Genomic DNA, 19,547 nt, shown 5'->3' on the forward strand with positions numbered 1-19,547 from the left:
CAGCGGCAGCTTGGAGCGTCCGGAGTTGGTTCGGATGCACTCGGTGGGCATCCAGGCTTAGTTCAGACGGGGGAAGCGATCGGCGATCGGGTCGCCGCTGAACTGCGCCACCCAGCCCTCGGGGTTGTCAAAGAAGCGAATGGCGCAGAAGCAGGGCTCTGCCCCCATATCGAACCAGTGCTTGGTGCCGGCGGGCACGCTGATCCAGTCATCGGCTTCGCAGAGCACCTGCAGCACCTCCTCGCCGATGTGCAGGCAGAAGAGCCCTCGCCCTTCGACAAAAAAACGCACCTCGTCTTCGGCGTGGGTGTGTTCGGCGAGGAACTTCTGGCGCAGGGCGGCGCGCTCGGGATGGTCCGGGGTCATCCGAATCGCATCGACCGTCGGGTAGCTGCCCCGGGCTTGGACCGCTTGGATCTCCCGGGCATAGGCCTTGAGTACGTCCTCGGGACCCGCACCCGCCGGGAGCGCCTCACGGGCCGGCCAGCGCTCGAAGCCGATGCCCCGCTCAGCCAGTTCAGCGGCAATGACCGCCGGATCGTTCGTCGTCAGCTTGGCTTGTTGCTCGGCCTCGCCGAAGACCTGCAGGTCGCTCATCGCCCAGCCCGCTGAATCCCATCACCCTAGAAAGGGGCCGGTTGAGCCCCCTTCGATGTCCTCCAGCGCGATCCTGCGCGTCTTGGCAGACGCTGCCACGGCGGCCAAGCCTGGGGTCACCCTGGTGGGTGTGGGTCCGGGTGATCCCCAGTTACTAACAGTGGCGGCGATCCAGGCCATCGCCTCGGCGGCCGTGGTGGCCTATCCCGTGGCAAGACCCGACGCCGAGGGCATGGCGGCCCAGATCGCGGCGCCCTGGATCTCGGCTGCGCAACGGCGGCTGCCCTTGCTGTTCCCGATGGTGGCGGAGGCGGAGCCGCGCCAACAGGCCTGGCGAGAGGCCGCCGATGCCCTGGCGCTGGCCGTGGAGCAGGGCCAGGCGGTGGTGTTGCTGTGTGAGGGGGATGCCTCGCTCTATGCCAGCTGCTCCTATGCCCTGCTGGCCTTGGCCGATCGCCATCCAGGGGTGCCTGTGGCTGTGATTCCTGGGATTACCGCGGCCGCGGCGGCTGCGGCGGCGGCTTCGGCCCAAGGCTTCCCTTGGCCCCTGGCCCTGCAGCAGGAGGGTCTGATGATTCGCCCCACGCCTGAGGATCCAGAGGCCCTGGAGGCTCTCTTGGATTGGGCGCGCCATCAAGAGGTGGTGTTGGCCCTGCTCAAATTGGGCCGCCGCTGGCGCTGGGTGCAACCGCTCCTGGAGCGTCGCGGTCTGCTCGGCAGCAGCCTGTTTGCCCAGCGGGTGGGCTGGCCCGATCAGCTCTTGGCCCCGGCCGATTCGATCCCGGCGGACGAGCAGCCCTACTTTTCACTGTTGCTGATCCGTCAGGGTTGGCCCAAGGTTCTGCCCTAGAGGAGCTGTTGCCATGAGCGCCATTGACTGGTTTGCCCTGCTCCACCCGGTGCTGGTGATCCTGTTCGTCTATCCCCTGATGGGGGCGACGGTTCGTCTGGGCCTGCTGGTGCGCGAGAAGCGCCTGGGCATCACCAAGCAGCCCGAACCGGTGCCGCAGGAGCACGCCGACCATGGCCTTTGGCTGACGGTTGGGGTGGTCGTGGCGGTGCTGATTGCCATCGTCTATTCGTTCAGCAAGGCCTATCTGGAGGCCGGTGCGGACTTCAGCGGCGGCGCCGGCCGCTACGGGCTCCTGCTGCTGGTGTCGGCCGGGACCCTGGTGGCCCTGGCGGCTCTGCTGCGGGTGCACCGGGCGATCTGGCGGGCGAGTTTTGCGCTGCTCTGCTGGGCCGGAGTCCTGGGCCTGGGCAGTCAGGCTGAGATCTGGCGTCTCTCCGACAATCCATTCGGCGCGGGGTTCTGGAGCTCCCACTACTGGGCGGGCGTTCTGCTGAGCGGTCTGATGCTGTTCACGCTCTCGGCGCGGCCGGAGATCAAGCGCAACCCTCGGCTGCGGCAGCTGCACATCAGCGCCAATGTGCTGATCCTCCTGTTGTTTGCCGTGCAGGGGGTCAGCGGCACCCGGGACCTGCTGCAGATCGGCGCTTACTAGCTGGCGAGGGCCGCGGCGGTTTGATCCAGCAGTGCGATGGCTTCGGCGGGCGTTGGCGCCCGCATCAGGGCGTGCCGCAGTTGCGGGGCGCCCGTGAAGCCATTGCAGGTCCAGCCCATGTGTTTGCGGGCGATCAGCAGCCCGTGGTCGCCCTTGGCGGCCACCAGGGCCTGGAGTTGTTCCTTGGCGAGCAGCACCCGCTCAAGCGCTGAGGGGGCCTCTGGGATCGGCCGGCCGCTGAGGGCCGCATCGATTTGGCCGACGAGCCAGGGGGCCCCCATGCTTCCCCGCCCCACCATCACCCCATCGGCGCCGGTTTGCTCCAGGCAGCGCAGGGCATCGGCGGCGGAGTTGATGTCGCCGTTGGCAATCACAGGGATGGCCAGGGCGCGTTTGACAGCGGCAATGGCCTGCCAATCGGCGCTTCCTTTGAAGCCCTGTTCCCGGGTGCGGCCATGGAGGGTGAGCAGCTGGGCCCCAGCGCTCTCCAGTTGACGGCACCAGGCCACCGGGTCGAGGTCACTGCCGCACCAGCCCAGCCGGGTCTTCACGGTGACTGGGATCGAGACGGCCGCAGAGACCGTCTCCACGATGCGGCTGGCCAGATCGGGTTCGCGGATCAGGCCGCTGCCGCCCCCTTTTTTGGCGATCTTTTTGACCGGGCAGCCCATGTTGATGTCGATCAGGAAGGCCCCGGCGGCCTCCGCCCTGCGGGCCGCATCGGCCATCGACTGGGGCCGGTGATCAAACAGCTGAACGCCGATGGGCCCCTGCTCGAGGGCCAGCTCCTCGACCTTTTGCAGGCCATGGCCCAGCTCCAGGCTGGTGGCGTTGACCATCTCGGTGAACAGCAGGGCATCGGGCGCCCAGCGCCGCACCAGCCCGCGGAAGATGCGATCGCTCACACCCGCCAAGGGCGACTGCAGGGCGCGGCAGCGCAGCAGGCGCGGTGTGCCCTGGCCGGACAGCTGAATCGCTTCGGTGGTGAGGGCGGGCGTGATCATGGTGATCCGATTCTCGGACTCCAGGTCGATGCCCATTCCCTACCCCCTCAGCAGGGCGCTGCTGGAAGCGGTGCTGGAGGACCGCACCAACGATCGTTTTGTGTGTGAGTTGATCTGGCCGCGCTTGGGATACGAGCAGAACGGCGAGGGGGTTTGGAGCGCCGGCCCGGCGACGGAGGCCAGTTGGCGGGAGTCCTTTCCAATCGAGCCCCAGTTCATTGCCGAGCGTCCAGCCAGCGTGGCCCTGACCCGGTCGGTTCCCAAGCCCTACAAGCAGCTGCTCAAGGAGCAGCTGGGCTTTGGCGGCTACCGGATTGGCGGCCTCTATCCACGCCGCACCCGCCGGGCCACCGCCGTGAACTGGCTGCTGGCCCACCTGGCGGAGCGGGGCGAACCCCTGCCCGCTAGCGGTCCGATGCCTCCTTTGTTGGAGCAACCCGCTGATCCGGTCCAGGGGCATCCAGGCGACCTGCCGATTGGCTGATCCCCGGGCTCGCGGGGGCCTGATGGGCAGGGAGGGCCAGGACCCACAGGCCCACGATCAACAGCTCCAGGCTCAGGAGCTGCAGGATCTGGCTTGAAGGCCCTCCCCGCATGGCTCAGGCCTGGATGCTGACGGGTGTTCCCTTGGGTGTGTTCTCAAACAGCCAGCGGGCATGGGGGCTGGGGATCCGAATGCAGCCGTGGCTGCGGGGCACGCCAAAGGCCTCATTGGCCTGCTCCTGCCAGGGGGCTCCGTGCATGCAGATCATTCCGTTCTGGGTGATGCACATCGCCCAGGGCACGTTGGGCGCGACATAGCCCCGGCCGCGCATGGTCACGCTCCGGTACTTGTCGTAGACCTGGCCAACACCCATCGGTGTGGGAGTGGAGCCTTTGCCAGTGCTCACCAGCACCGTGCGAACGAGCTCTTGTTGTTGGTTGTAGACGTAGAGCTTCTGGTCGGAGAGATCGACCACGATCGAGGCAATCAGTTCCACCATCGCGGGAGACCGCCGTCGGGCGGGGGACAGAACACCCCTCCTCTAGCGAGACTCGCCTGGTCTCGTTTTGAGACTGGCGGAAAGATTTTCGCTTCTGCCGGCCTGTAGGGTCGGATTACGGCAGTTGTTGCGATAACTCTTTGGCGTTGCCCGTCGTTGCCATTATTGGCCGCCCCAACGTGGGCAAATCCACCCTTGTGAACCGCCTCTGCCGTAGTCGCGAGGCCATCGTTCACGACGAACCCGGTGTGACCCGCGATCGCACCTATCAGCAGGGCTATTGGCGGGATCGCCATTTCAAGGTGGTCGACACCGGTGGTCTGGTCTTCGACGACGACAGCGAATTCCTGCCGGAAATTCGTGAGCAGGCGAACCTCGCCCTCTCCGAGGCCTCAGTTGCGGTGGTGATCGCCGATGGCCAGCAGGGGCTGACGGCTGCAGATGAGTCCATCGCCGAGTGGCTGCGGGGGCACAACGTTCCGGTGCTTCTGGCGGTCAACAAATGTGAGTCCCCTGAGGCGGGCCTCGCCATGGCCGCCGAGTTCTGGAGCCTGGGACTCGGTGAGCCCTTCCCGATCTCCGCCATTCACGGCGCTGGGACCGGCGATCTGCTCGATCGGATGGTGGACCATCTGCCGGCCGCCGAGGAGTTGGAGGGGGAGGAGCCCATCCAGATGGCCATCGTGGGCCGTCCCAATGTCGGCAAGTCCAGCCTGCTGAACGCGGTCTGCGGCGAGAAGCGGGCCATTGTCAGTCCGATTCGCGGCACCACCCGCGACACGATCGACACCTCGATCGAGCGGGAAGGGAAGCCCTGGAAATTGCTGGATACCGCCGGTATTCGCCGCCGCCGTTCGGTGAACTACGGGCCGGAGTATTTCGGCATCAACCGCAGCTTCAAGGCGATCGAGCGCTCCGATGTCTGTGTGCTGGTGATCGATGCCCTCGATGGCGTCACCGAGCAGGATCAACGCCTCGCGGGCCGCATTGAAGAAGAGGGGCGCGCCTGTGTGGTGGTGGTCAACAAGTGGGACGCCATCGAAAAAGACAGCCACACCATGCCGGCCATGGAAAAAGAGCTGCGGGCCAAGCTCTATTTCCTGGACTGGGCTCCGATGCTCTTCACCTCGGCGCTGACCGGTCAGCGGGTGGAAAGCATCTTTGCGATCGCGGCCGTTGCTGTGGAGCAGCATCGCCGCCGCGTCAGCACCTCGGTCGTCAATGAGGTGCTCAGAGAAGCGGTCAGTTGGCGCTCTCCGCCCACCAGTCGCGGCGGACGTCAGGGCCGGATTTACTACGGCACCCAGGTGGCCGTTCGCCCCCCAAGCTTCACCCTGTTCGTGAACGACCCGAAGTTGTTTGGGGACACCTACCGTCGCTACGTCGAACGGCAAATCCGTGAGGGTCTGGGCTTTGAGGGGTCGCCGCTCAAGTTGTTCTGGCGCGGTAAGCAGCAGCGCGATGCGGAGCGGGATCTGGCGCGGCAGCAGGCCAGGGGACGCTGAGGGCCTGAGCCGGCTTCAGCCCTGATGGATTGGTTGCGGCAGATCCCCATCGGCCAGTACGTCGATGGAACCAGCAGCTGGCTGCGGCTTCTCGATGCCCGCCTGAAGCTGGCCTGGACGGTGGCGTTTCTTCTCACCCCGATCCTGGCTGGACCCTGGTGGCGGCTGGCCCTGGTGGGTCTGTTGCTGCTGTTCACCGCCTGCAGTGGGCTGCCCTGGCGCCTCTGGCGCCGCACCCTTCCCTTGCTTCTGGTCCTCTCGGTGTTGGTGGGAGCCCTGGCGACGACCCTGCCGACGGGATCCCTGGCGCCTGCCTCCTTGAATCGTCCTCCCCAGGAATTGGAGTTGGGCTCCGATCAGCAGGGACTGCGTTGGGAGTTGCTGCGGCTGGGTCCGGTGCAACTGGGCCCCCTGCCGCTCGGTCCGTTGGTGGTGACCCGCCGCTCGGCGGAGTTGGGGATCAACAGCGCCACGCTCCTGTTCACGGTGATTCACAGCGCCAACCTGCTGCTGCTGACCACCCCACCGGAGGAGTTGGTCTGGGGCCTGAGTTGGTGCATCGCTCCCCTGGGTCGCCTGGGGGTTCCCGTGGAGCGGCTGGGCTTCACCTTGCTGTTGGCTCTGCGTTTTCTGCCGCTGGTTCAAGAGGAGTTCCAGAACCTCCTGCGCTCCCTCGCCACCCGTTCGGTCAACCTGCGGCGCTTGGGCTTTCAGGCGTCAGTCGGCCTGGTCCTGGCCTTGGGGGAGCGGTTGCTGGCCAACGTTTTGTTGAGGGCGGAGCAGGGGGCGGAGGCCCTGTTGGCCCGGGGCGGTCAGTGGATGGCCCCCTCACAACTCCTGCGCTCCAGGCTTCGTGCCCCCGTGCTTCAGGCCTTCGGCTGGATGGGCTTGCTTGCCGTTCTGGTGCTGCGCTGGCGCTTCGGTGCGCTTTGATAGACGGTTGGCCGACCTTGGCGTGTGAGCAACGAGCGCTATCTCAATCACCCCACCTTTGGCTTGCTCTATCGCGTCGCCGAGACGGGCGATGGCCGGGAGGTCTACGCCACCCTCTACGCCCAGAGGATGTTTTTTCTGGTCACGGTGCAGGGCCGCAGCGTCGAATTTGAGGTCATCCCCTTGATGGATGCCCGCCATCTGGCCGAGCAAAATCTCAATCGCGCCCGCCGAGAAGGTCCCGAGGTGCATGCCAGCTGGCGACAATTGTTCGACAAGACCTTCATCTAGCCGTTGGGCCTCTAACTGTTGGGCACTTCCCCTGCTGCAGATCGTCTTGCAGCCCTGTCTGCACAGTTGCCCTCCCACACCCGTTTGCTGGCGGTGAGCAAGGGCCACCCCGCCAGCAGCATTCGCGCGTTGGCGCAAGCCGGGCAACGCAGCTTTGGTGAAAGCCGCCTGCAGGAGGCCACGGCGAAGCAGCAGGAACTGGCCGATTGCGTTGACCTGGATTGGCACTTCATCGGCCGTCTGCAGGCCAACAAGGTGCGGCCGGTGCTGAAGCAATTCAGCGTGATTCACTCCGTGGACTCCTTGAGCCTGGCCGAGCGGATCTCGCGGATTGCAGGAGAGGAAGGGCTGCTGCCCTCCATCTTTCTTCAGGTCAAGCTGCGCCCCGATCCCAACAAAGGGGGCCTCTCCGTTGAGGAATTGGAGCGGGAATGGCCGCGGCTTCAGCAGCTGCCGCACCTGCGGATTGTCGGTCTGATGACCATGGCTCCCCTGGAGGTGGAGGGGGCAGAGCGGGAGGCGTTATTTGCGGAGTGTTCGGCTCTTGCCCAGCGCCTGGGTCTGGCCGAATTGTCGATGGGAATGAGCGGTGATTGGCCCGAGGCGGCCGCCGCTGGGAGCACCTGGGTCCGGGTGGGTTCAGCCCTCTTTGGTCCGAAGCTTTGAAACCGGCATGAAAGCCAACAATGATCCGCTGAAACCCTTGTCACCGCTCGCGTGGGACGCTATCTAGGTTGAAAGCCAAATCCGAGGTTTCACGGTGTCGTTGTTCTCCCGCCTGCGTGCAGTTGTTTCCGGAGACGATTACCTCGACGGTTATGAGGACGACGATCTCGATTACGACCAGGGCGACATGCCTGAAACCAGTGGTTCGACCCCCTCTGGTGCACTCGCTCTGACCAGCGATTTCGATTCCGTTGATCCCTTCGCTGGGAGCAATGTGATTGGCATGCCCGGCATCTCCACCTCGGCGGCTGAGGTCACCTTGATGGAGCCCCGCAGCTTCGACGAGATGCCTCGCGCGATCCAGGCCCTGCGTGAGCGCAAGACCGTGATCCTCAACCTCACGATGATGGAGCCCGATCAGGCTCAGCGCGCCGTTGACTTCGTGGCCGGCGGCACCTTCGCCATCGACGGACACCAAGAGCGCGTCGGCGAGAGCATCTTCCTGTTTGCCCCGAGCTGCGTCACCGTCACCAGCGCCGGCAGTGAAGAGGCCTCTGCCCCCACCGTGGCTCACCGCGAGAGCGTTGATGAGCCCCAGCAGGACATCGCCCCCACCCCCGCCTGGGGCCGTGAGTACGGCGCGAACGTCGGTTGAGCCTCACCTCCCCCTCGACCTTCGGGGTGATTGGCCTGGGCCGCATGGCCCAGGCTTTGCTATTTCCGTGGCTGGAGAGCGGCCTGGTGCAGCGTGCTTCGGTGCGCGCCGTCGTCGCCTCCCAGGCCTCGGCCCAGCGTCTACAGACTGAGCACGCGGGCCTTTCGGTGAGCGTCGATGGCCGTGAAGCCTGGGCGGCTCCGGTTGTGATGCTGGCGGTGAAGCCTCAGCAGCTGGAGGCCGTGGCAGCCGCGGCTCCAGCCCCCGCTCCCGGTGCATCGCCGCTGCTGATTTCTGTGTTGGCCGGGGTGAAGCTCGAGCGTTTGCAGCGCCTCTTCCCCGGCTGGCGTGTGGTGCGCTCGGTGCCCAACACCCCCTGCCTGGTGCGCGCTGGCCTGACGGCCTTGGCCTGGGGCGAGGGTCTTGAGGCCGAGCAGAAGGATTGGCTGCTGGAGTTGTTTGCCCAGGTGGGTGAGGTGCTGGAGCTGCCTGAAACGCAGCTCGATGCTTTCCTCGCGCTGACCTCATCGGGACCCGCCTTTGTGGCCTTGGTGGCTGAAGCCATGGCGGATGGGGCGGTGGCCTCCGGCCTGCCGCGGGCGCAAGCTCTGCACCTGGCCCATCGCACCTTGGCGGGGACCGCCGCGCTGTTGCATGAGCAGCAGTTGCATCCCGCCCAGCTCAAGGACATGGTGACCAGCCCGGGCGGCACCACCATTGCCGGGGTCCGCGCCCTCGAGAGCTCAGGTCTGAGGTCCGCCTTGATTGAGGCTGTCGTGGCGGCCGCAGAGCGCAGCCGCGCGCTCGGTTAGGCCTCTTTTTTCTTGTCCCCCAGGCGGGGCTCGGTGCCCGCAGCGATCCGGCTCAGGTTGCTGCGGTGGCGCCAGATCACCAGCACGGCCGCGACGATCGAGAGGCTCAGGTAGGCCGGACGGATCGCCTCTCCCAGGGAGGCGAAGCGCGCCAGCATCAGCAGAGGCAGGCTCAGGGCGGCGAGCACGCTCGAGAGGGAGACGATGCGGCTGACGCTGATCACCGTCAGGAAGACCCCGAAGGTGGCCAGGCCGACGGGCCAGGCCAGGCCCAGCAGCATCCCCAATCCAGTCGCAACGGCCTTACCCCCACGCCAGCCCAGCCAGATGGGCCAGATGTGGCCGGCCAACGCCGCTAAACCGGAGGCGACCACCCACCAATCACTCAGGGCGTTGGTGCCATCGGGCTGGAGTAGGGCTTTGGCCAGGAGCACCGCGGCGGTGCCCTTCAGCACATCGATCAGGAACACCACCAAAGCGGGGCCCTTGCCGATTTGGCGCAGGACGTTGGTGGCGCCGGTGGAGCCGGATCCCAGGGTGCGGATGTCGACTCCCTTGAGCCAACGCCCCGCCAGGTAGCCACTGGGGAACGAGCCCAAGAGGTAGGCCAGAGCCAGGGTGAGCAGAGGCGCGATCACGAAGTCGGTCACAGCAGGTCATCCTCCAGGGCGAGCTCGGTGGGGCTGCCGGCAAAGGCCAGCCAGACCGGGAATTGCAAGATCGGCACCTCGACGGCCGGCTCGGCCGCGTCCACCACGATGAAGGGGAGTTCGCCGCGCTCCTCCAGGCGGTCGGCCCGTTCGATCAGGGCATCGGCGCGCTCGAAGAGAACAATGCCGCTGCTGGGCCCAAAGTCTTCGCGGTTCAGGCCCAGGCAATCCTGCAGGCCCCGGCGCCATTCCCCGAGGCGCTCGGGCATCCCCGCCAGCACCAAGGTCTGGAAGCGCTCGCCGTAGAGCTCGCCCAGGATCGAGATGGCGGCGGCGGTGGTCAGGGCATTGCGGTTGCGGCTGCCGCAGCTGGGTTGGGCTCCGCGGCCCCCTTGGGCCAGGAACCAGTCCTCCAGCAGAGCCGCACCAGCGGGTTCAAGGCTCCGGCGCAGTTTCCAGGGATCGGCGTAGAAGTCGGCCTGGCCTTGGAAGCTCTCGAGGCGATCGCGAATCAGCGCTTCGTCATTGCTGAACAGCCCCGCCGGTGCCGGAGCCGGGATCTCAGCCGCCGCTGTGGCTTGGGCTTCGGCTGCGGCTGCTTGATCCAAGGGAGAGGGCTGGACCACCAGGGGCTGGACCACCAGCTCCATCTGTTCGGCGGAGACCGCCAGTTCCTGGAGGGCTCCCACCAGATAGTCCTGGAACCCCTTCACCCGCCGGGCGATGGAGTCGGATTGGCCGGCAAAGCTGCTTTGGATCTCCTGCTGCAGTTGATCCCGGCGGCTGCTCAGCTCGCTGATCTCCTGCTGCAGGGCATCGCGCTGCTGCCGCAGTTCGCTGGTGGCTAGGGCCGTCCAGTCGTCCGGTTGTGTTGGGTTGGTGGCGTCGTCGCTCATGGCTGGGCGCTCACGTGGTGGTTGAGCTGCTCGCGCAGGCTGTTGGCATCAAACAACACGGGCAGGAAGTGAATGCTCTGCTGTTCACGGAAATAGAACAGCACAGGGAATGGCCCCCAGAACACCGTCCAATTGAGCCATTCGCTGTAGGGGAAGCGGCGCAGGACGCTCTCGCCCCGCCAGACGATCAGGGCCTCAGCGCAGAACTGCAGGCGCAGGATCTGGCTCTGGACCAGCAGGAACAGGCCAAAGACGCTGACCAGCGCGGCGGCCCAAACGTTGAGCAGCAGGCAGGCCAAGCCCAGCAGCAGGACCCCCAGGGGCACCCAGATCCGCGGGGCCAGGATCGTGCCCTGATCAGGGTTCGGACCGGATCCAGTCACGGTTGCAGGACTCATGAACCGAAGAGCAATTGGGTCAGGACCACATCCATCAAGGACACGGTCACCAGGATCATCACCACGGCGCCAGTGGTGCTGGTGCCGACTTCCTTGGGGCCGCCCCGGGTCGTGAGGCCCCAGCCGCAGGCGATCACGGCAATCTGAAGGCCGAAGACACCGGCCTTCAGCAGCATCGCCGGCAGGTCCGAGGGCTGCATCCAGCCGCGCACGGAGGTCCAAAAGACATCCGGCGGGATGTTGTAGAGGATGGCGCTGCTGACTTGACCCGACCAGATCGCCACCCCGAAGAAGGCGAGGCATTGGACAGGGGTCATGACAACCATGGCCAGCAGACGCGGGACGACGAGGTACTGGACCGGGTCGGTGCGCAGCATCGTGATCGCGTCGATCTGTTCGGTGACCTTCATGGTCCCCAGTTGGGCGGCATAGGCCGTGGCCACCTTTCCGGTCACCAGGGTGGCGGTGAGGATCGGTGCGATTTCACGGGCCAGTCCCAGGGCCAGGATCCCGCCCACGGTTGATCCCGCGCCCTGCTTGACCAGCTCCGAGGCGGCCTGGATGTTGAACACCGTGCCTGCCGCCAGGCCGGTGATCAGGATGATCAGGAAGCTGCCGGGGCCCGCCTCCATCAATTCGGCGATGAGGTCATTCGGGTTGATCTGGCCCTTGGCCAGGGCCGAGACGGCTTGACCGCCAATCAGCAGGCTTTCCCCCAAGCGGGTCAGCCAGCGGGGGCGAAGCCAGGCGGGAAGGCGGCGGGCAGGCATGCGATGGGGTGGCTAGCTGGCTTGAAGATGCAGGCCCCTCTCGGGCCAGCGGCGCGTCACCACTAGCCCAAGAACCACCAACACTGCGGGAATGATGCCCATGCACAGCCGGATCGCCACTAGGGCGCTGGCCGGTTGGGCGGTGTTGGCGAGGGCTTCGTCGTAACCGCTGGCGCTGAGGACCATGCCCAACAGGGCAATGACGACGCTGATGCAGACCTTTTGGGCCAGGACCATCCAGGCGCTGTACTGCCCGGCGGGCTTCTCCGGGTCCGCGTCGATGGCATCGGGCAGCAGCGACCAGGGAATGAGATAGGCCGTCGAGGCGCCGATGCCGGCCAAAACGATGGTGACCACCAGCAGGACCAGCTTCAGCAGGTTGCCGGTGGCCAGCAGGGGCAGGCTGCTGTTCAGGGGCTGGAGCACCATCACCAGAAGGCAGCCGATGATCCAGAGCAGCCCCCCCTGGCGCAGGGCCTGAAGGCGTCCGGCTCGATGGGAGACGTTGTTCCAGAGCCAGAGCCCCCCAAGGGAGCTGAGCAGGAAGGGCAACAGGATCAATTTGCTCAGCCCCTCGGGCACCTGGAGCACGACCGGAAGGAAGAAGAGTGAGACGGCCTGCATCAGCTGCAGGGAGCACCAGAGCAGCAGATAGAGGGCCAGCACCATTAAGAAGCGGCCGTTCTGGGCCACCCGCCGCAGCAACTTGCGGGTGGTTCCGGGGGTGGGTTCAGGCCGTTGGCAATTGCGGGCGGCCGGCAGCAGGCCCCAACCGCAGAGCAGGCCCGAGAGGCTGATGATCACGCCCGAGACCAGGCCAACCGGCAGATAGGTGGAGGGATCACGAAGATCGCTCACCAGCACCCCCGCCAGCAGGGCCGCGGTGATCGTGGCCAGGATCGAGCCGGTGAAGCGGGAGGTGTTCAGCCGGGTCCGCAGTCCGACGTCGGTGGTGAGTTCGGCCGCAAGGGCTGTGTAGGGGAGATTGACGCAGGTGTAGAGGCTGTTGGCGACCACGGAGACCACCAAAAAGACCCAGAACTTGGTCCAGATGTTGTCCCAGGGGGGCAGCCACCACATCAGTGCCATGGAGGCACCCAGGGGAACGGCGCTCCAGAGGATCCAGGGGAGACGTGGGCCGAGTTTGGTGTTGACGGTCTTGTCGCTGAGCCAGCCGACGATCGGGTCATTGACGGCATCCCAAAGCCGTCCGAGCCCATAGGCCAGGCCGGCGAGCCAGGGGGGAAGACCCGCGGCGACGTAGAAGCGCAGTAAATAGAAGCCAATCAGGGAGGCGCCCATGCCCGTGCCGACGTCCCCGAGGCCATAGGCCCAGAGCAAGCGTTGACGTGGTCTGCCCCGCAGATCGACGGCATCGCTAGGGGCTTGAGGCGTGGCGGCCAAGGACGCTGTCCCGAACGCAGGTCATAATGCTCTAGTCAGCGCGAAACCCGATCCGCTGGCGTTCAGCACCGAACGCTCCTAGTGCGTTTGTACTGCTGCGGGCTTAGTTTAGTGGTAAAACCTCAGCCTTCCAAGCTGATGATGCGGGTTCGATTCCCGCAGCCCGCTTCCCTCTAGAAGCAGCTCTGCTCCACGAGCAGCACCAGGCTGCGGCTCTTCATGGCCTGGGTTGCACCGTTCCAGGCTTGGGGGTCGGCGGGTGCAGCATCGGCCTCAGCGGTGTTGATCACCTGGCGCCAGCCGTGATTCACCTTGGGCACCTCGAAACTCAGGTCCTCGCAGTAGGCGTTCATCCCGCACCAGATCAAGGGGCCCCGCTGACGGTCGTTGAGACTCCAGGCCAGGGTGTGGGACCAGCTGGCCCAATCCGGTTGTCCGAGTTTGGGGCCGTGCCATTGGCGAATGAGGTGTCCCGGCTGATCGAAGCGGGGGGACTTGGCCTCGGCATGGGGCACCTCGGGATTGAACAAATCAGCCCACTGGTGGCGGATCTGAATCAGCCGTTGCAGGAACCGTTTGAGTTCGAGGTCCTCCGCGTCCGGTGCCCAATGCATCCAGCCGAGGATGTTGTTCTGGCACCAGGTGTTGTTGTTGCCGCCCTGGCTGCGGCGCACCTCGTCCCCCATCAGCAACATGGGAACCCCGGGGGCGAGCAGCAGGCTCGCCAGCAGGTTGCGCAGTTGCCGATTCCTTAGGGATTGGATGTCGGGGTCGCTGCAGGGCCCCTCGGCGCCGTGATTCCAATTGTTGTTGTGGTTATCCCCGTCGCGGTTGTCCTCCCCATTGGCCAGGTTGTGCTTACCGCCGTAGCTGACCAGGTCGTTCAGGGTGTAGCCGTCATGGGCGGTTAAGAAGGTGATGCTGCGCCCCAGGACGGCTGGTTGGCCGCCGAAGAGATCGGGACTGCTGCTCAGGCGTTGGCCCATGGCCCAGCAGCTCTTGTCATCTCCCTTCCAGAAGCGACGCACGTCATCGCGGAAACGGCCGTTCCAGCTGCCAATGCGCTTGGCGGGGAAATCGGCCAGGCGATAGAGGCCGCCGCAGTCCCAGGGCTCACTGACCAACTTCAGATCGGAGAGCTCGGGGTCGGCTTCGATCTCTTCAAACAGTGGTGGTTTGTCGAGGGGGGCCAGTTCTTCCCCGCGGCTGAGGGCGATGCCGAGGTCGAAGCGGAAGCCGTCGACCCCCAGCTCCAGGGCCCAGCAGCGCATCGATTCAAGAATCAGGCGCCGCACCAAGGGCCGGTTGGCCGCAATGGAGTTGCCGCAGCCGCTGACGTCGAGGTAATCGCCTTTGGCGTTCTGGTGGTAGTAGAGGCGGTCGTCAATTCCGCGCCAGCTCAGGGTTGGGCCGGCCTGGTTGCCCTCGCAGGTGTGGTTGTAGACCACATCCACCAGCACCTCGAGGCCGGCCTGGTGGCAGGCGCTCACCAGTTGCCTCACCTGATGGCGGATCTGTAGGGGATCGTCTCCCTGCTGGTAGCCGTGATGGGGGGCCAGCCAGCTGAGGGGGCTGTAGCCCCAGTAGTTCATGCGTCCCTCGGGTGCATCGTGGGGGTCGAACGCCATCACCGGCAGCAGTTCGACCGTGGTGATGCCGAGGTCCTTGAGATAAGGAATGAGTTCGATTAACCCCAGGTAGGTCCCCTGGGCGTCCGGGGTGACCGGGCTGCCCTGGCCGCGGCTGAAGCCCCCCACGTGCAGCTCGTAAATCAGCGTGCGCTGCCAGCTGTGGCGCGGTCTAGGCGCCGCTTGGAAATCAAAGCGATCCCGCTCGGTGACGACCCCTTTGAGGCACTTCGCCGTATTCGGCATCCCGCCGAGGGCATCGACCCGGCTGTAGACATCCCACCCTGTGATTGCACGGGCACAGGGATCAAGGAGCAACTTGGACGGGTTGTAGCCGTGGTTTCCCGGTTGCAGGGGGCCAAAGACTCGGTAGGCGTAGCAGCAGCCGATGCCGACGCCCTCGACCTCCACGTGCCAGAGGTCGCCGGAGCGGTGGCTGCTGTTCAGCTCAATCGTTTGCTCGGGTTCACTGGCGTTGCCATCGCGAAACAGCAGCAGCTCAATCCGGCTGGCACTGGGAGCGGCCAGGGAAAAGTTCACCCCCCTGGGCGTCGCTTGCGCCCCAAGGGGCCAGGGCTGTCCGAGGTGGATCGAAGCCAACGGATCCTGGGGGCTGCCACCACAAGCTAAAGGTGGTGGAGCGGTTGTGGCCCGTCATGAGTGAGGAGAGCCCCCAGCAGGCTGCATCCGGTTCGGTGTTTGCAGAGCCCTTGCCGGAAGGGCGCCCGCCGCGTCAGGTCCTCGAGAACCTCTGGCTGTTTGCCCCCAACCGCGACACGCTGGGGGGCTCGGCCTGGTGGCTGGAGACTCCGGAGTGGGAGGGATGCGCGGGTCTTCTGATCGACTGTCCAGGACTGAATCAAGCCAACCTGGCTTTTCTGCGGGAGCGCGGCCCGGGTCGACTGGTCTTGACCAGCCGTGATGGCCACGGCCGCACCCGACGCTTTCAAGAGGAGCTGCAGTGGCCGGTCTCCCTGCAGGAGCAGGAGGCCTACCTTTTGCCGACCGTTGATGGACTCGAGCCCTTCTCGATCGAGCAGTCCCTTGCCCCGGGATACAGCCTGCGCTGGACCCCAGGCCCGACCCCGGGCAGTGCCGTGCTGCTCGCTGATCGGGCATTCAATGGCGCGCCGCTGCTGTTCTGCGGGCGGCTTCTCAGTCCAGTCGCGTCGGGTGAGGCCCGTCCCCTGCGCACGCGCCGTTCGTTCCATTGGAGCCGTTGGTTGCGCAGCCTGGAGGCCTTGGGGGACTGGTTGCCCCGCTCCACGCCGGTTGCTCTGGCGAGTGGGGCTGGCTTGGGGGCCCTGCGGGGTGAGGCCTTGATCGCTGATGTTCAACAGCAGTTGCAGGCCCTGGACTGGGCTGCTTTAGAGGGCCAGGAGCCCGTCTAGGGATCGGCTCGTAGGGGCACAAAACAGTGCGAAAGGGCCGATTTCGGCAGCAAATGTGGCAAAAACGGCATGGGAAAAGGGGTTTTGAGGTTGCCGCCCCTTGCCAACCCCCATACCATTGGCGCGCTGAAACCAGTGGTGGCGGGGTTTTCTCACTCCGCCCTGCTGCTACTGAGCCCAGAGGCTTCCACTCCGATGAACAAAGCTGACCTCGTCAATCTCGTGGCTGCTCGCACCGAGTTGACCAAGACCGACGTGGCCCAGGTGGTCGACGCGGCCATCGACACCATCATCGATTCGGTTGTCGAAGGTAAGAAAGTGTCGATCCTTGGCTTCGGCTCCTTCGAGCCCCGCGAGCGCTCTGCCCGTCAAGGCCTGAACCCCAAGACCGGCCAGAAGATCAAGATCCCCGCGAAGCGCGTCCCTGCATTCACCGCAGGCAAGCTCTTCAAGGATCGCGTTCAGGGCTGATCACGCCGCGCCCATTCACGGTGTTGAGCAGAGGGCGACCTTCGGGTCGCCCTTTTGCGTGTTGCGGGCCTAGCGGTTGATCGATGTCTACCTTGCTGCCCTCTCATCTCAGAGCATTACGGCGCGAGGTCGCCGATCTGAAGGAAACGGCTCGCCGGGGTCGCTATGCGCCGTCCCCGACCGGTCCACTGCATCTGGGCAACCTCCGCACGGCCTTGCTCTCCTGGTTGATCACCCGGCTGCAGGGCGGCGAGTGGTTGCTGCGGATTGACGATCTCGATACGCCCCGCAATCGAGCAGGGGCGGAGGCCAGCATTCGAGAGGACCTGCGCTGGCTGGGTTTGCTTTGGGATGGACCGGTGCTGCGCCAGAGCGAGCGCCGCGGTCTCTACGCCACGGTCCTCTCGGCCTTGCGGCGTAGCGGCCAGCTCTATCCCTGCCGCTGCAGCCGTCGGATGTTGGCTGACATCTCGGCCCCCCATGGCCGATCGGGGGTCTATCCCGGTTTTTGCCGGCCACTCACTCCCCGTTGGGGTCTGGAGGATCAGCGCCTGCCCAGTTGGCGGCTGCAGCTGGAGCCGGGCCCCCTTCGTTGGCCAGAGCAGTTGGGTCCTGAGGGGTGCCTCGACGGACCGACGGAGGTCGGTGATGTGGTGCTGCGCCGGGCCGATGGTTTCCTGGCCTATCACCTGGCGACCGCGGTCGATGAGTGGGCACTCGGCATCAGTGATGTGGTGCGCGGCTTGGACCTCTGGCCGGCCACGGGACCGCAGGTGGCGGTCCTTCAGCACCTGGGCGTGGAGCCGCCGCGTTACTGGCACCTGCCCCTCTGGATGGATGATCAGGGCCAGCGCCTGTCCAAACGCGATGGCGGCATGGGCCTTGCGGTTTGGCGGGAGCAGGGCGTTCTGCCTGAGGCGGCGATTGGTCGCTTAGCCGCCTCCTTAGAGCTGGTGCCGGAGGGCTCCTGTCTCAGCGCCCAGGAGCTGTTGCAGCAGTGCCAGCTCGGGACCTTGCGGCAGCAGTTGAGCAAGGCTTAACAATCCCTTCGGGATCAAAACCCCTGGCTGCGAACAAAGTGAGGCCATCACCAGGAGCGGCCCATGGCCAGGCCCGAGGAGCAGGGGAAAACAGCCATCAATGAGGGTGCAAAGCCTTGTCCCAGGTGTGGAGGGAGCGGCATCCAGCGCACGCAAACGGCCGGCTACCGCACCTGCTTGCAATGCGTGGGTCAGGGCACCATCCTGTTGATCAGCGCTTCGTCTTCTGCCGCCAGATGAAGAAAGCCGTCGTTGCGACCACGGCCAACAGGGGTGCGGCAGTCAGCAGCAGCAGGGCAATGGCGGTCCAGTCGGTGTACATCGCGGCCAGGGCGAAAGCGGCGCCCATCCTCTCAGGCGCTCTGCTCGTTGTGAGCTGCTGTTGCGTTCCGGTTTCGGCCCGGGCGGGTGTGGTCTTTGACGATTGCCAGCCCACGCCGGATGGGGGAGTGACCTGCAACACCCAGCCGACGGGGAACACGCTGATGGATGACGAGGCGGCCCGTTACGGCCTCTTCAATGAAGCCAGCCCTGGCTGGTCGGAATTTGACCCGTACCAGGGCTACGACGACATGTTTGGCGGGAACGAAACCTGACCTGCAGGTGAGGGCTCCGTAGGATCCGCCCCATCTCGAGTTCGCTGAGCCAGCCCCCGATGGAGCTCACCTACCGCCCCCGCCGCCTGCGCCGTTCCCCTGCCCTGCGGGCGATGGTGCGGGAGACCTCCCTGAGTCCCGCGGACTTCATCTATCCCCTCTTTGTCCATGAGGGGGCCAGCAACGAGCCCATCGGGGCGATGCCCGGCTGTCAGCGCTGGAGCCTGGATGGGCTCGTGCAGGAAGTCGGTCGTGCCTGGGACCTGGGGATCCGTTGCGTAGTCCTCTTCCCGAAGGTGGCCGATGGCCTGAAGACCGAAGACGGTGCGGAGTGCTTCAACGAAGGTGGCCTGATCCCCCGGGCGATCCGCCGCCTCAAGGAGGTGCACCCCGAGATGGCGATCATGACGGACGTCGCCCTGGACCCCTACTCCTGCGATGGCCATGACGGAATCGTCAGTGGCGAAGGGGTCGTGCTCAACGATGAAACCGTTGCCCTGCTGTGCAAGCAGGCCGTTGCCCAGGCCCGTGCCGGTGCGGATCTGATCGGCCCCAGCGACATGATGGATGGCCGCGTTGGTGCCATCCGCGAAGCGCTCGATGAGGAAGGCTTCGAGCACGTCGGCATCATTAGCTATACGGCGAAATACGCCTCGGCCTACTACGGCCCCTTCCGTGAAGCACTGGATTCCGCCCCTCGTGCGGTGGCCAGCAAGCCCATCCCGAAGGACAAGTCCACCTACCAGATGGATCCGGCCAACGCCCGCGAGGCCATCACCGAGGCCCAGCTCGATGAGCAAGAGGGGGCCGACATCATGATGGTCAAGCCCGGTCTGGCTTACCTCGACATCATTCACCGCCTCCGTGAGGAGAGCGAGCTGCCGATCGCGGCCTACAACGTCAGTGGTGAGTACGCCATGGTCAAGGCGGCCGCTGAAAAGGGTTGGATTGACGAGCGGGCTGTGGTGCTTGAAACCCTCCTCTGCTTCAAGCGTGCTGGTGCGGATTTGATCCTCACCTATCACGCCTGTGATGCAGCCGAATGGCTGCGCCAGGGCTGAGGCTGGCTTCTCAACGGTTGAGACAGCGGCCATCTCACAATGGGTTGGTCGCCTTGAGCCCCATGTCCTGCAACCATCGCCTTGGCCATGTCGCCCTGCGGGTGCAGGACATGGAGCGGGCCAAGCGTTTCTATCTCGATTTGGGCTTGCGGCTGACCTGGGAAGCCGAGGACTGGTGCTATGTCCAGTGGCCCACCGGTGAGGGCATTGCCCTGCTTAGCCCGGATTACAAGGCGGCAGGCCCCCACTTCGCCTTTCACGTTCAGAACCGCGCTGAAGTGGATCAGGTGC

The 19,547-nt window shown here is 65.5% G+C and carries 25 protein-coding genes and 1 tRNA gene; 16 read left to right on the top strand and 10 right to left on the bottom strand.

What is annotated here, in order from left to right:
* Positions 1 to 57: 57 nt before the first annotated feature.
* On the bottom strand, positions 58 to 597 hold the full coding sequence (locus QZ189_RS06910; RefSeq protein ID WP_247476991.1) for an acireductone dioxygenase: 540 nt from the start codon (positions 595 to 597) through the stop codon (positions 58 to 60).
* Between the two features lie 55 nt (positions 598 to 652).
* Here QZ189_RS06910 and QZ189_RS06915 point away from each other — a divergent pair, with 55 nt between their 5' ends.
* Both QZ189_RS06915 and QZ189_RS06920 read left to right on the top strand, forming a co-directional pair.
* On the top strand, positions 653 to 1,447 hold the full coding sequence (locus QZ189_RS06915; RefSeq protein ID WP_296421394.1) for a precorrin-2 C(20)-methyltransferase: 795 nt from the start codon (positions 653 to 655) through the stop codon (positions 1,445 to 1,447).
* Between the two features lie 13 nt (positions 1,448 to 1,460).
* A complete protein-coding gene (locus QZ189_RS06920) occupies positions 1,461 to 2,102 on the top strand; it encodes a DUF4079 domain-containing protein (protein ID WP_247476993.1) in 642 nt (213 codons plus the stop codon).
* Here the strand turns inward: QZ189_RS06920 and dusB are convergent.
* On the bottom strand, positions 2,099 to 3,106 hold the full coding sequence (gene dusB / locus QZ189_RS06925; RefSeq protein ID WP_296421403.1) for a tRNA dihydrouridine synthase DusB: 1,008 nt from the start codon (positions 3,104 to 3,106) through the stop codon (positions 2,099 to 2,101). The genes QZ189_RS06920 and dusB overlap by 4 nt on opposite strands.
* 28 nt (positions 3,107 to 3,134) lie before the next feature.
* Between dusB and QZ189_RS06930 the strand changes: the two genes are divergently transcribed.
* Complete coding sequence (locus tag QZ189_RS06930; RefSeq protein ID WP_296416546.1) at positions 3,135 to 3,590, top strand: DUF1823 family protein; 456 nt, start codon at positions 3,135 to 3,137, stop codon at positions 3,588 to 3,590.
* 115 nt (positions 3,591 to 3,705) lie between these two features.
* Here QZ189_RS06930 and QZ189_RS06935 read toward each other — a convergent pair whose 3' ends face one another.
* Entirely contained in the window at positions 3,706 to 4,089 is a 384-nt protein-coding gene (locus QZ189_RS06935) for a L,D-transpeptidase (RefSeq protein ID WP_010315122.1), read from the bottom strand.
* A gap of 140 nt (positions 4,090 to 4,229) precedes the next feature.
* Here QZ189_RS06935 and der point away from each other — a divergent pair, with 140 nt between their 5' ends.
* The 6 genes from der (at position 4,230) to proC (ending at position 8,951) form a co-directional block, all read left to right on the top strand.
* Complete coding sequence (gene der / locus QZ189_RS06940; protein WP_010315124.1) at positions 4,230 to 5,594, top strand: ribosome biogenesis GTPase Der; 1,365 nt, start codon at positions 4,230 to 4,232, stop codon at positions 5,592 to 5,594.
* Positions 5,595 to 5,618: 24 nt separating this feature from the next.
* Positions 5,619 to 6,527, top strand: a complete 909-nt coding sequence (locus QZ189_RS06945) for a CbiQ family ECF transporter T component (RefSeq protein ID WP_010315129.1) — start codon at positions 5,619 to 5,621, stop codon at positions 6,525 to 6,527.
* A gap of 24 nt (positions 6,528 to 6,551) precedes the next feature.
* Positions 6,552 to 6,818: a PipX family protein gene (locus QZ189_RS06950; RefSeq protein WP_010315131.1), complete on the top strand. Its 267-nt coding sequence runs from the start codon at positions 6,552 to 6,554 to the stop codon at positions 6,816 to 6,818.
* A gap of 18 nt (positions 6,819 to 6,836) precedes the next feature.
* Positions 6,837 to 7,484, top strand: coding sequence for a YggS family pyridoxal phosphate-dependent enzyme (locus QZ189_RS06955; protein WP_296421396.1), 648 nt, complete (start codon positions 6,837 to 6,839; stop codon positions 7,482 to 7,484).
* A gap of 94 nt (positions 7,485 to 7,578) precedes the next feature.
* Entirely contained in the window at positions 7,579 to 8,139 is a 561-nt protein-coding gene (locus QZ189_RS06960) for a cell division protein SepF (protein ID WP_247477000.1), read from the top strand.
* The gene (gene proC, locus QZ189_RS06965) at positions 8,136 to 8,951 is read left to right on the top strand and encodes a pyrroline-5-carboxylate reductase (protein WP_296421398.1); all 816 of its coding nucleotides are present in this window, start codon (positions 8,136 to 8,138) and stop codon (positions 8,949 to 8,951) included. Before QZ189_RS06960 ends, proC begins: the two co-directional genes overlap by 4 nt.
* On the opposite strand, the gene plsY is transcribed toward proC, so the two are convergent.
* Genes plsY through QZ189_RS06990 form a run of 5 tightly spaced genes read right to left on the bottom strand, consistent with a single transcriptional unit; the run spans position 8,948 to position 13,069 of the window.
* Positions 8,948 to 9,601 (bottom strand): glycerol-3-phosphate 1-O-acyltransferase PlsY, encoded by a 654-nt coding sequence (plsY, locus tag QZ189_RS06970; protein ID WP_247477002.1) that lies wholly within the window; start codon positions 9,599 to 9,601, stop codon positions 8,948 to 8,950. The two genes, proC and plsY, sit on opposite strands and share 4 nt — an antisense overlap.
* The gene (locus QZ189_RS06975; protein WP_296421399.1) at positions 9,598 to 10,497 is read right to left on the bottom strand and encodes a DUF3086 domain-containing protein; all 900 of its coding nucleotides are present in this window, start codon (positions 10,495 to 10,497) and stop codon (positions 9,598 to 9,600) included. Before QZ189_RS06975 ends, plsY begins: the two co-directional genes overlap by 4 nt.
* Positions 10,494 to 10,895 carry a DUF3119 family protein gene (locus tag QZ189_RS06980; protein ID WP_071777941.1) on the bottom strand — a complete coding sequence of 134 codons (402 nt, stop codon included), beginning with the start codon at positions 10,893 to 10,895 and terminating at the stop codon, positions 10,494 to 10,496. Before QZ189_RS06980 ends, QZ189_RS06975 begins: the two co-directional genes overlap by 4 nt.
* Positions 10,892 to 11,665: an ABC transporter permease gene (locus tag QZ189_RS06985; protein ID WP_010315145.1), complete on the bottom strand. Its 774-nt coding sequence runs from the start codon at positions 11,663 to 11,665 to the stop codon at positions 10,892 to 10,894. The genes QZ189_RS06980 and QZ189_RS06985 overlap by 4 nt, the downstream gene beginning before the upstream one ends.
* Positions 11,666 to 11,677: 12 nt before the next feature.
* Complete coding sequence (locus QZ189_RS06990; protein WP_156797823.1) at positions 11,678 to 13,069, bottom strand: MFS transporter; 1,392 nt, start codon at positions 13,067 to 13,069, stop codon at positions 11,678 to 11,680.
* A 97-nt stretch (positions 13,070 to 13,166) separates the two neighbouring features.
* On the opposite strand from QZ189_RS06990, the gene QZ189_RS06995 reads away from it, so the two are divergent.
* A tRNA-Gly gene (locus QZ189_RS06995) sits at positions 13,167 to 13,237 on the top strand.
* Between the two features lie 5 nt (positions 13,238 to 13,242).
* Here the strand turns inward: QZ189_RS06995 and QZ189_RS07000 are convergent.
* Positions 13,243 to 15,297 (bottom strand): isoamylase, encoded by a 2,055-nt coding sequence (locus QZ189_RS07000; protein ID WP_296421400.1) that lies wholly within the window; start codon positions 15,295 to 15,297, stop codon positions 13,243 to 13,245.
* A 56-nt stretch (positions 15,298 to 15,353) separates the two neighbouring features.
* Between QZ189_RS07000 and QZ189_RS07005 the strand changes: the two genes are divergently transcribed.
* The 3 genes from QZ189_RS07005 (at position 15,354) to gluQRS (ending at position 17,599) form a co-directional block, all read left to right on the top strand.
* A complete protein-coding gene (locus tag QZ189_RS07005; protein ID WP_296421401.1) occupies positions 15,354 to 16,088 on the top strand; it encodes an MBL fold metallo-hydrolase in 735 nt (244 codons plus the stop codon).
* A 195-nt stretch (positions 16,089 to 16,283) separates the two neighbouring features.
* Entirely contained in the window at positions 16,284 to 16,559 is a 276-nt protein-coding gene (locus QZ189_RS07010; protein WP_010315164.1) for an HU family DNA-binding protein, read from the top strand.
* Between the two features lie 83 nt (positions 16,560 to 16,642).
* The gene (gene gluQRS / locus QZ189_RS07015; RefSeq protein ID WP_296419292.1) at positions 16,643 to 17,599 is read left to right on the top strand and encodes a tRNA glutamyl-Q(34) synthetase GluQRS; all 957 of its coding nucleotides are present in this window, start codon (positions 16,643 to 16,645) and stop codon (positions 17,597 to 17,599) included.
* A gap of 211 nt (positions 17,600 to 17,810) precedes the next feature.
* Here gluQRS and QZ189_RS07020 read toward each other — a convergent pair whose 3' ends face one another.
* Positions 17,811 to 17,948 (bottom strand): hypothetical protein, encoded by a 138-nt coding sequence (locus QZ189_RS07020; protein WP_010315168.1) that lies wholly within the window; start codon positions 17,946 to 17,948, stop codon positions 17,811 to 17,813.
* Between the two features lie 100 nt (positions 17,949 to 18,048).
* On the opposite strand from QZ189_RS07020, the gene QZ189_RS07025 reads away from it, so the two are divergent.
* From QZ189_RS07025 to QZ189_RS07035, 3 genes are all read left to right on the top strand, one after another.
* Positions 18,049 to 18,195: a hypothetical protein gene (locus tag QZ189_RS07025; RefSeq protein ID WP_247477012.1), complete on the top strand. Its 147-nt coding sequence runs from the start codon at positions 18,049 to 18,051 to the stop codon at positions 18,193 to 18,195.
* A gap of 59 nt (positions 18,196 to 18,254) precedes the next feature.
* Complete coding sequence (gene hemB, locus QZ189_RS07030; RefSeq protein ID WP_010315171.1) at positions 18,255 to 19,256, top strand: porphobilinogen synthase; 1,002 nt, start codon at positions 18,255 to 18,257, stop codon at positions 19,254 to 19,256.
* A 62-nt stretch (positions 19,257 to 19,318) separates the two neighbouring features.
* Positions 19,319 to 19,547 (top strand): VOC family protein (locus QZ189_RS07035; RefSeq protein ID WP_296421402.1); only part of this gene is annotated, 229 nt, incomplete at its 3' end.

It is taken from the genome of Vulcanococcus sp. CPBay_Sum15L08_68, from assembly GCF_017855895.1.
GTDB lineage: Bacteria > Cyanobacteriota > Cyanobacteriia > PCC-6307 > Cyanobiaceae > Vulcanococcus.

Excerpts from the sequence above, each read along its gene's own strand:
- QZ189_RS07020 (WP_010315168.1), bottom strand. The coding sequence starts at position 17,948 with ATGGGCGCCGCTTTCGCCCTGGCCGCGATGTACACCGACTGGACCGCC.
- QZ189_RS07005 (WP_296421401.1), top strand. The coding sequence starts at position 15,354 with ATGAGTGAGGAGAGCCCCCAGCAGGCTGCATCCGGTTCGGTGTTTGCA.
- QZ189_RS06945 (WP_010315129.1), top strand. The coding sequence starts at position 5,619 with ATGGATTGGTTGCGGCAGATCCCCATCGGCCAGTACGTCGATGGAACC.
- QZ189_RS06910 (WP_247476991.1), bottom strand. The coding sequence starts at position 597 with ATGAGCGACCTGCAGGTCTTCGGCGAGGCCGAGCAACAAGCCAAGCTG.
- QZ189_RS06930 (WP_296416546.1), top strand. The coding sequence starts at position 3,135 with ATGCCCATTCCCTACCCCCTCAGCAGGGCGCTGCTGGAAGCGGTGCTG.
- hemB (WP_010315171.1), top strand. The coding sequence starts at position 18,255 with ATGGAGCTCACCTACCGCCCCCGCCGCCTGCGCCGTTCCCCTGCCCTG.
- QZ189_RS06975 (WP_296421399.1), bottom strand. The coding sequence starts at position 10,497 with ATGAGCGACGACGCCACCAACCCAACACAACCGGACGACTGGACGGCC.
- QZ189_RS06915 (WP_296421394.1), top strand. The coding sequence starts at position 653 with ATGTCCTCCAGCGCGATCCTGCGCGTCTTGGCAGACGCTGCCACGGCG.
- QZ189_RS06935 (WP_010315122.1), bottom strand. The coding sequence starts at position 4,089 with ATGGTGGAACTGATTGCCTCGATCGTGGTCGATCTCTCCGACCAGAAG.
- QZ189_RS06980 (WP_071777941.1), bottom strand. The coding sequence starts at position 10,895 with ATGAGTCCTGCAACCGTGACTGGATCCGGTCCGAACCCTGATCAGGGC.
- QZ189_RS07010 (WP_010315164.1), top strand. The coding sequence starts at position 16,284 with ATGAACAAAGCTGACCTCGTCAATCTCGTGGCTGCTCGCACCGAGTTG.
- gluQRS (WP_296419292.1), top strand. The coding sequence starts at position 16,643 with ATGTCTACCTTGCTGCCCTCTCATCTCAGAGCATTACGGCGCGAGGTC.
- QZ189_RS06985 (WP_010315145.1), bottom strand. The coding sequence starts at position 11,665 with ATGCCTGCCCGCCGCCTTCCCGCCTGGCTTCGCCCCCGCTGGCTGACC.
- dusB (WP_296421403.1), bottom strand. The coding sequence starts at position 3,106 with ATGATCACGCCCGCCCTCACCACCGAAGCGATTCAGCTGTCCGGCCAG.
- QZ189_RS06920 (WP_247476993.1), top strand. The coding sequence starts at position 1,461 with ATGAGCGCCATTGACTGGTTTGCCCTGCTCCACCCGGTGCTGGTGATC.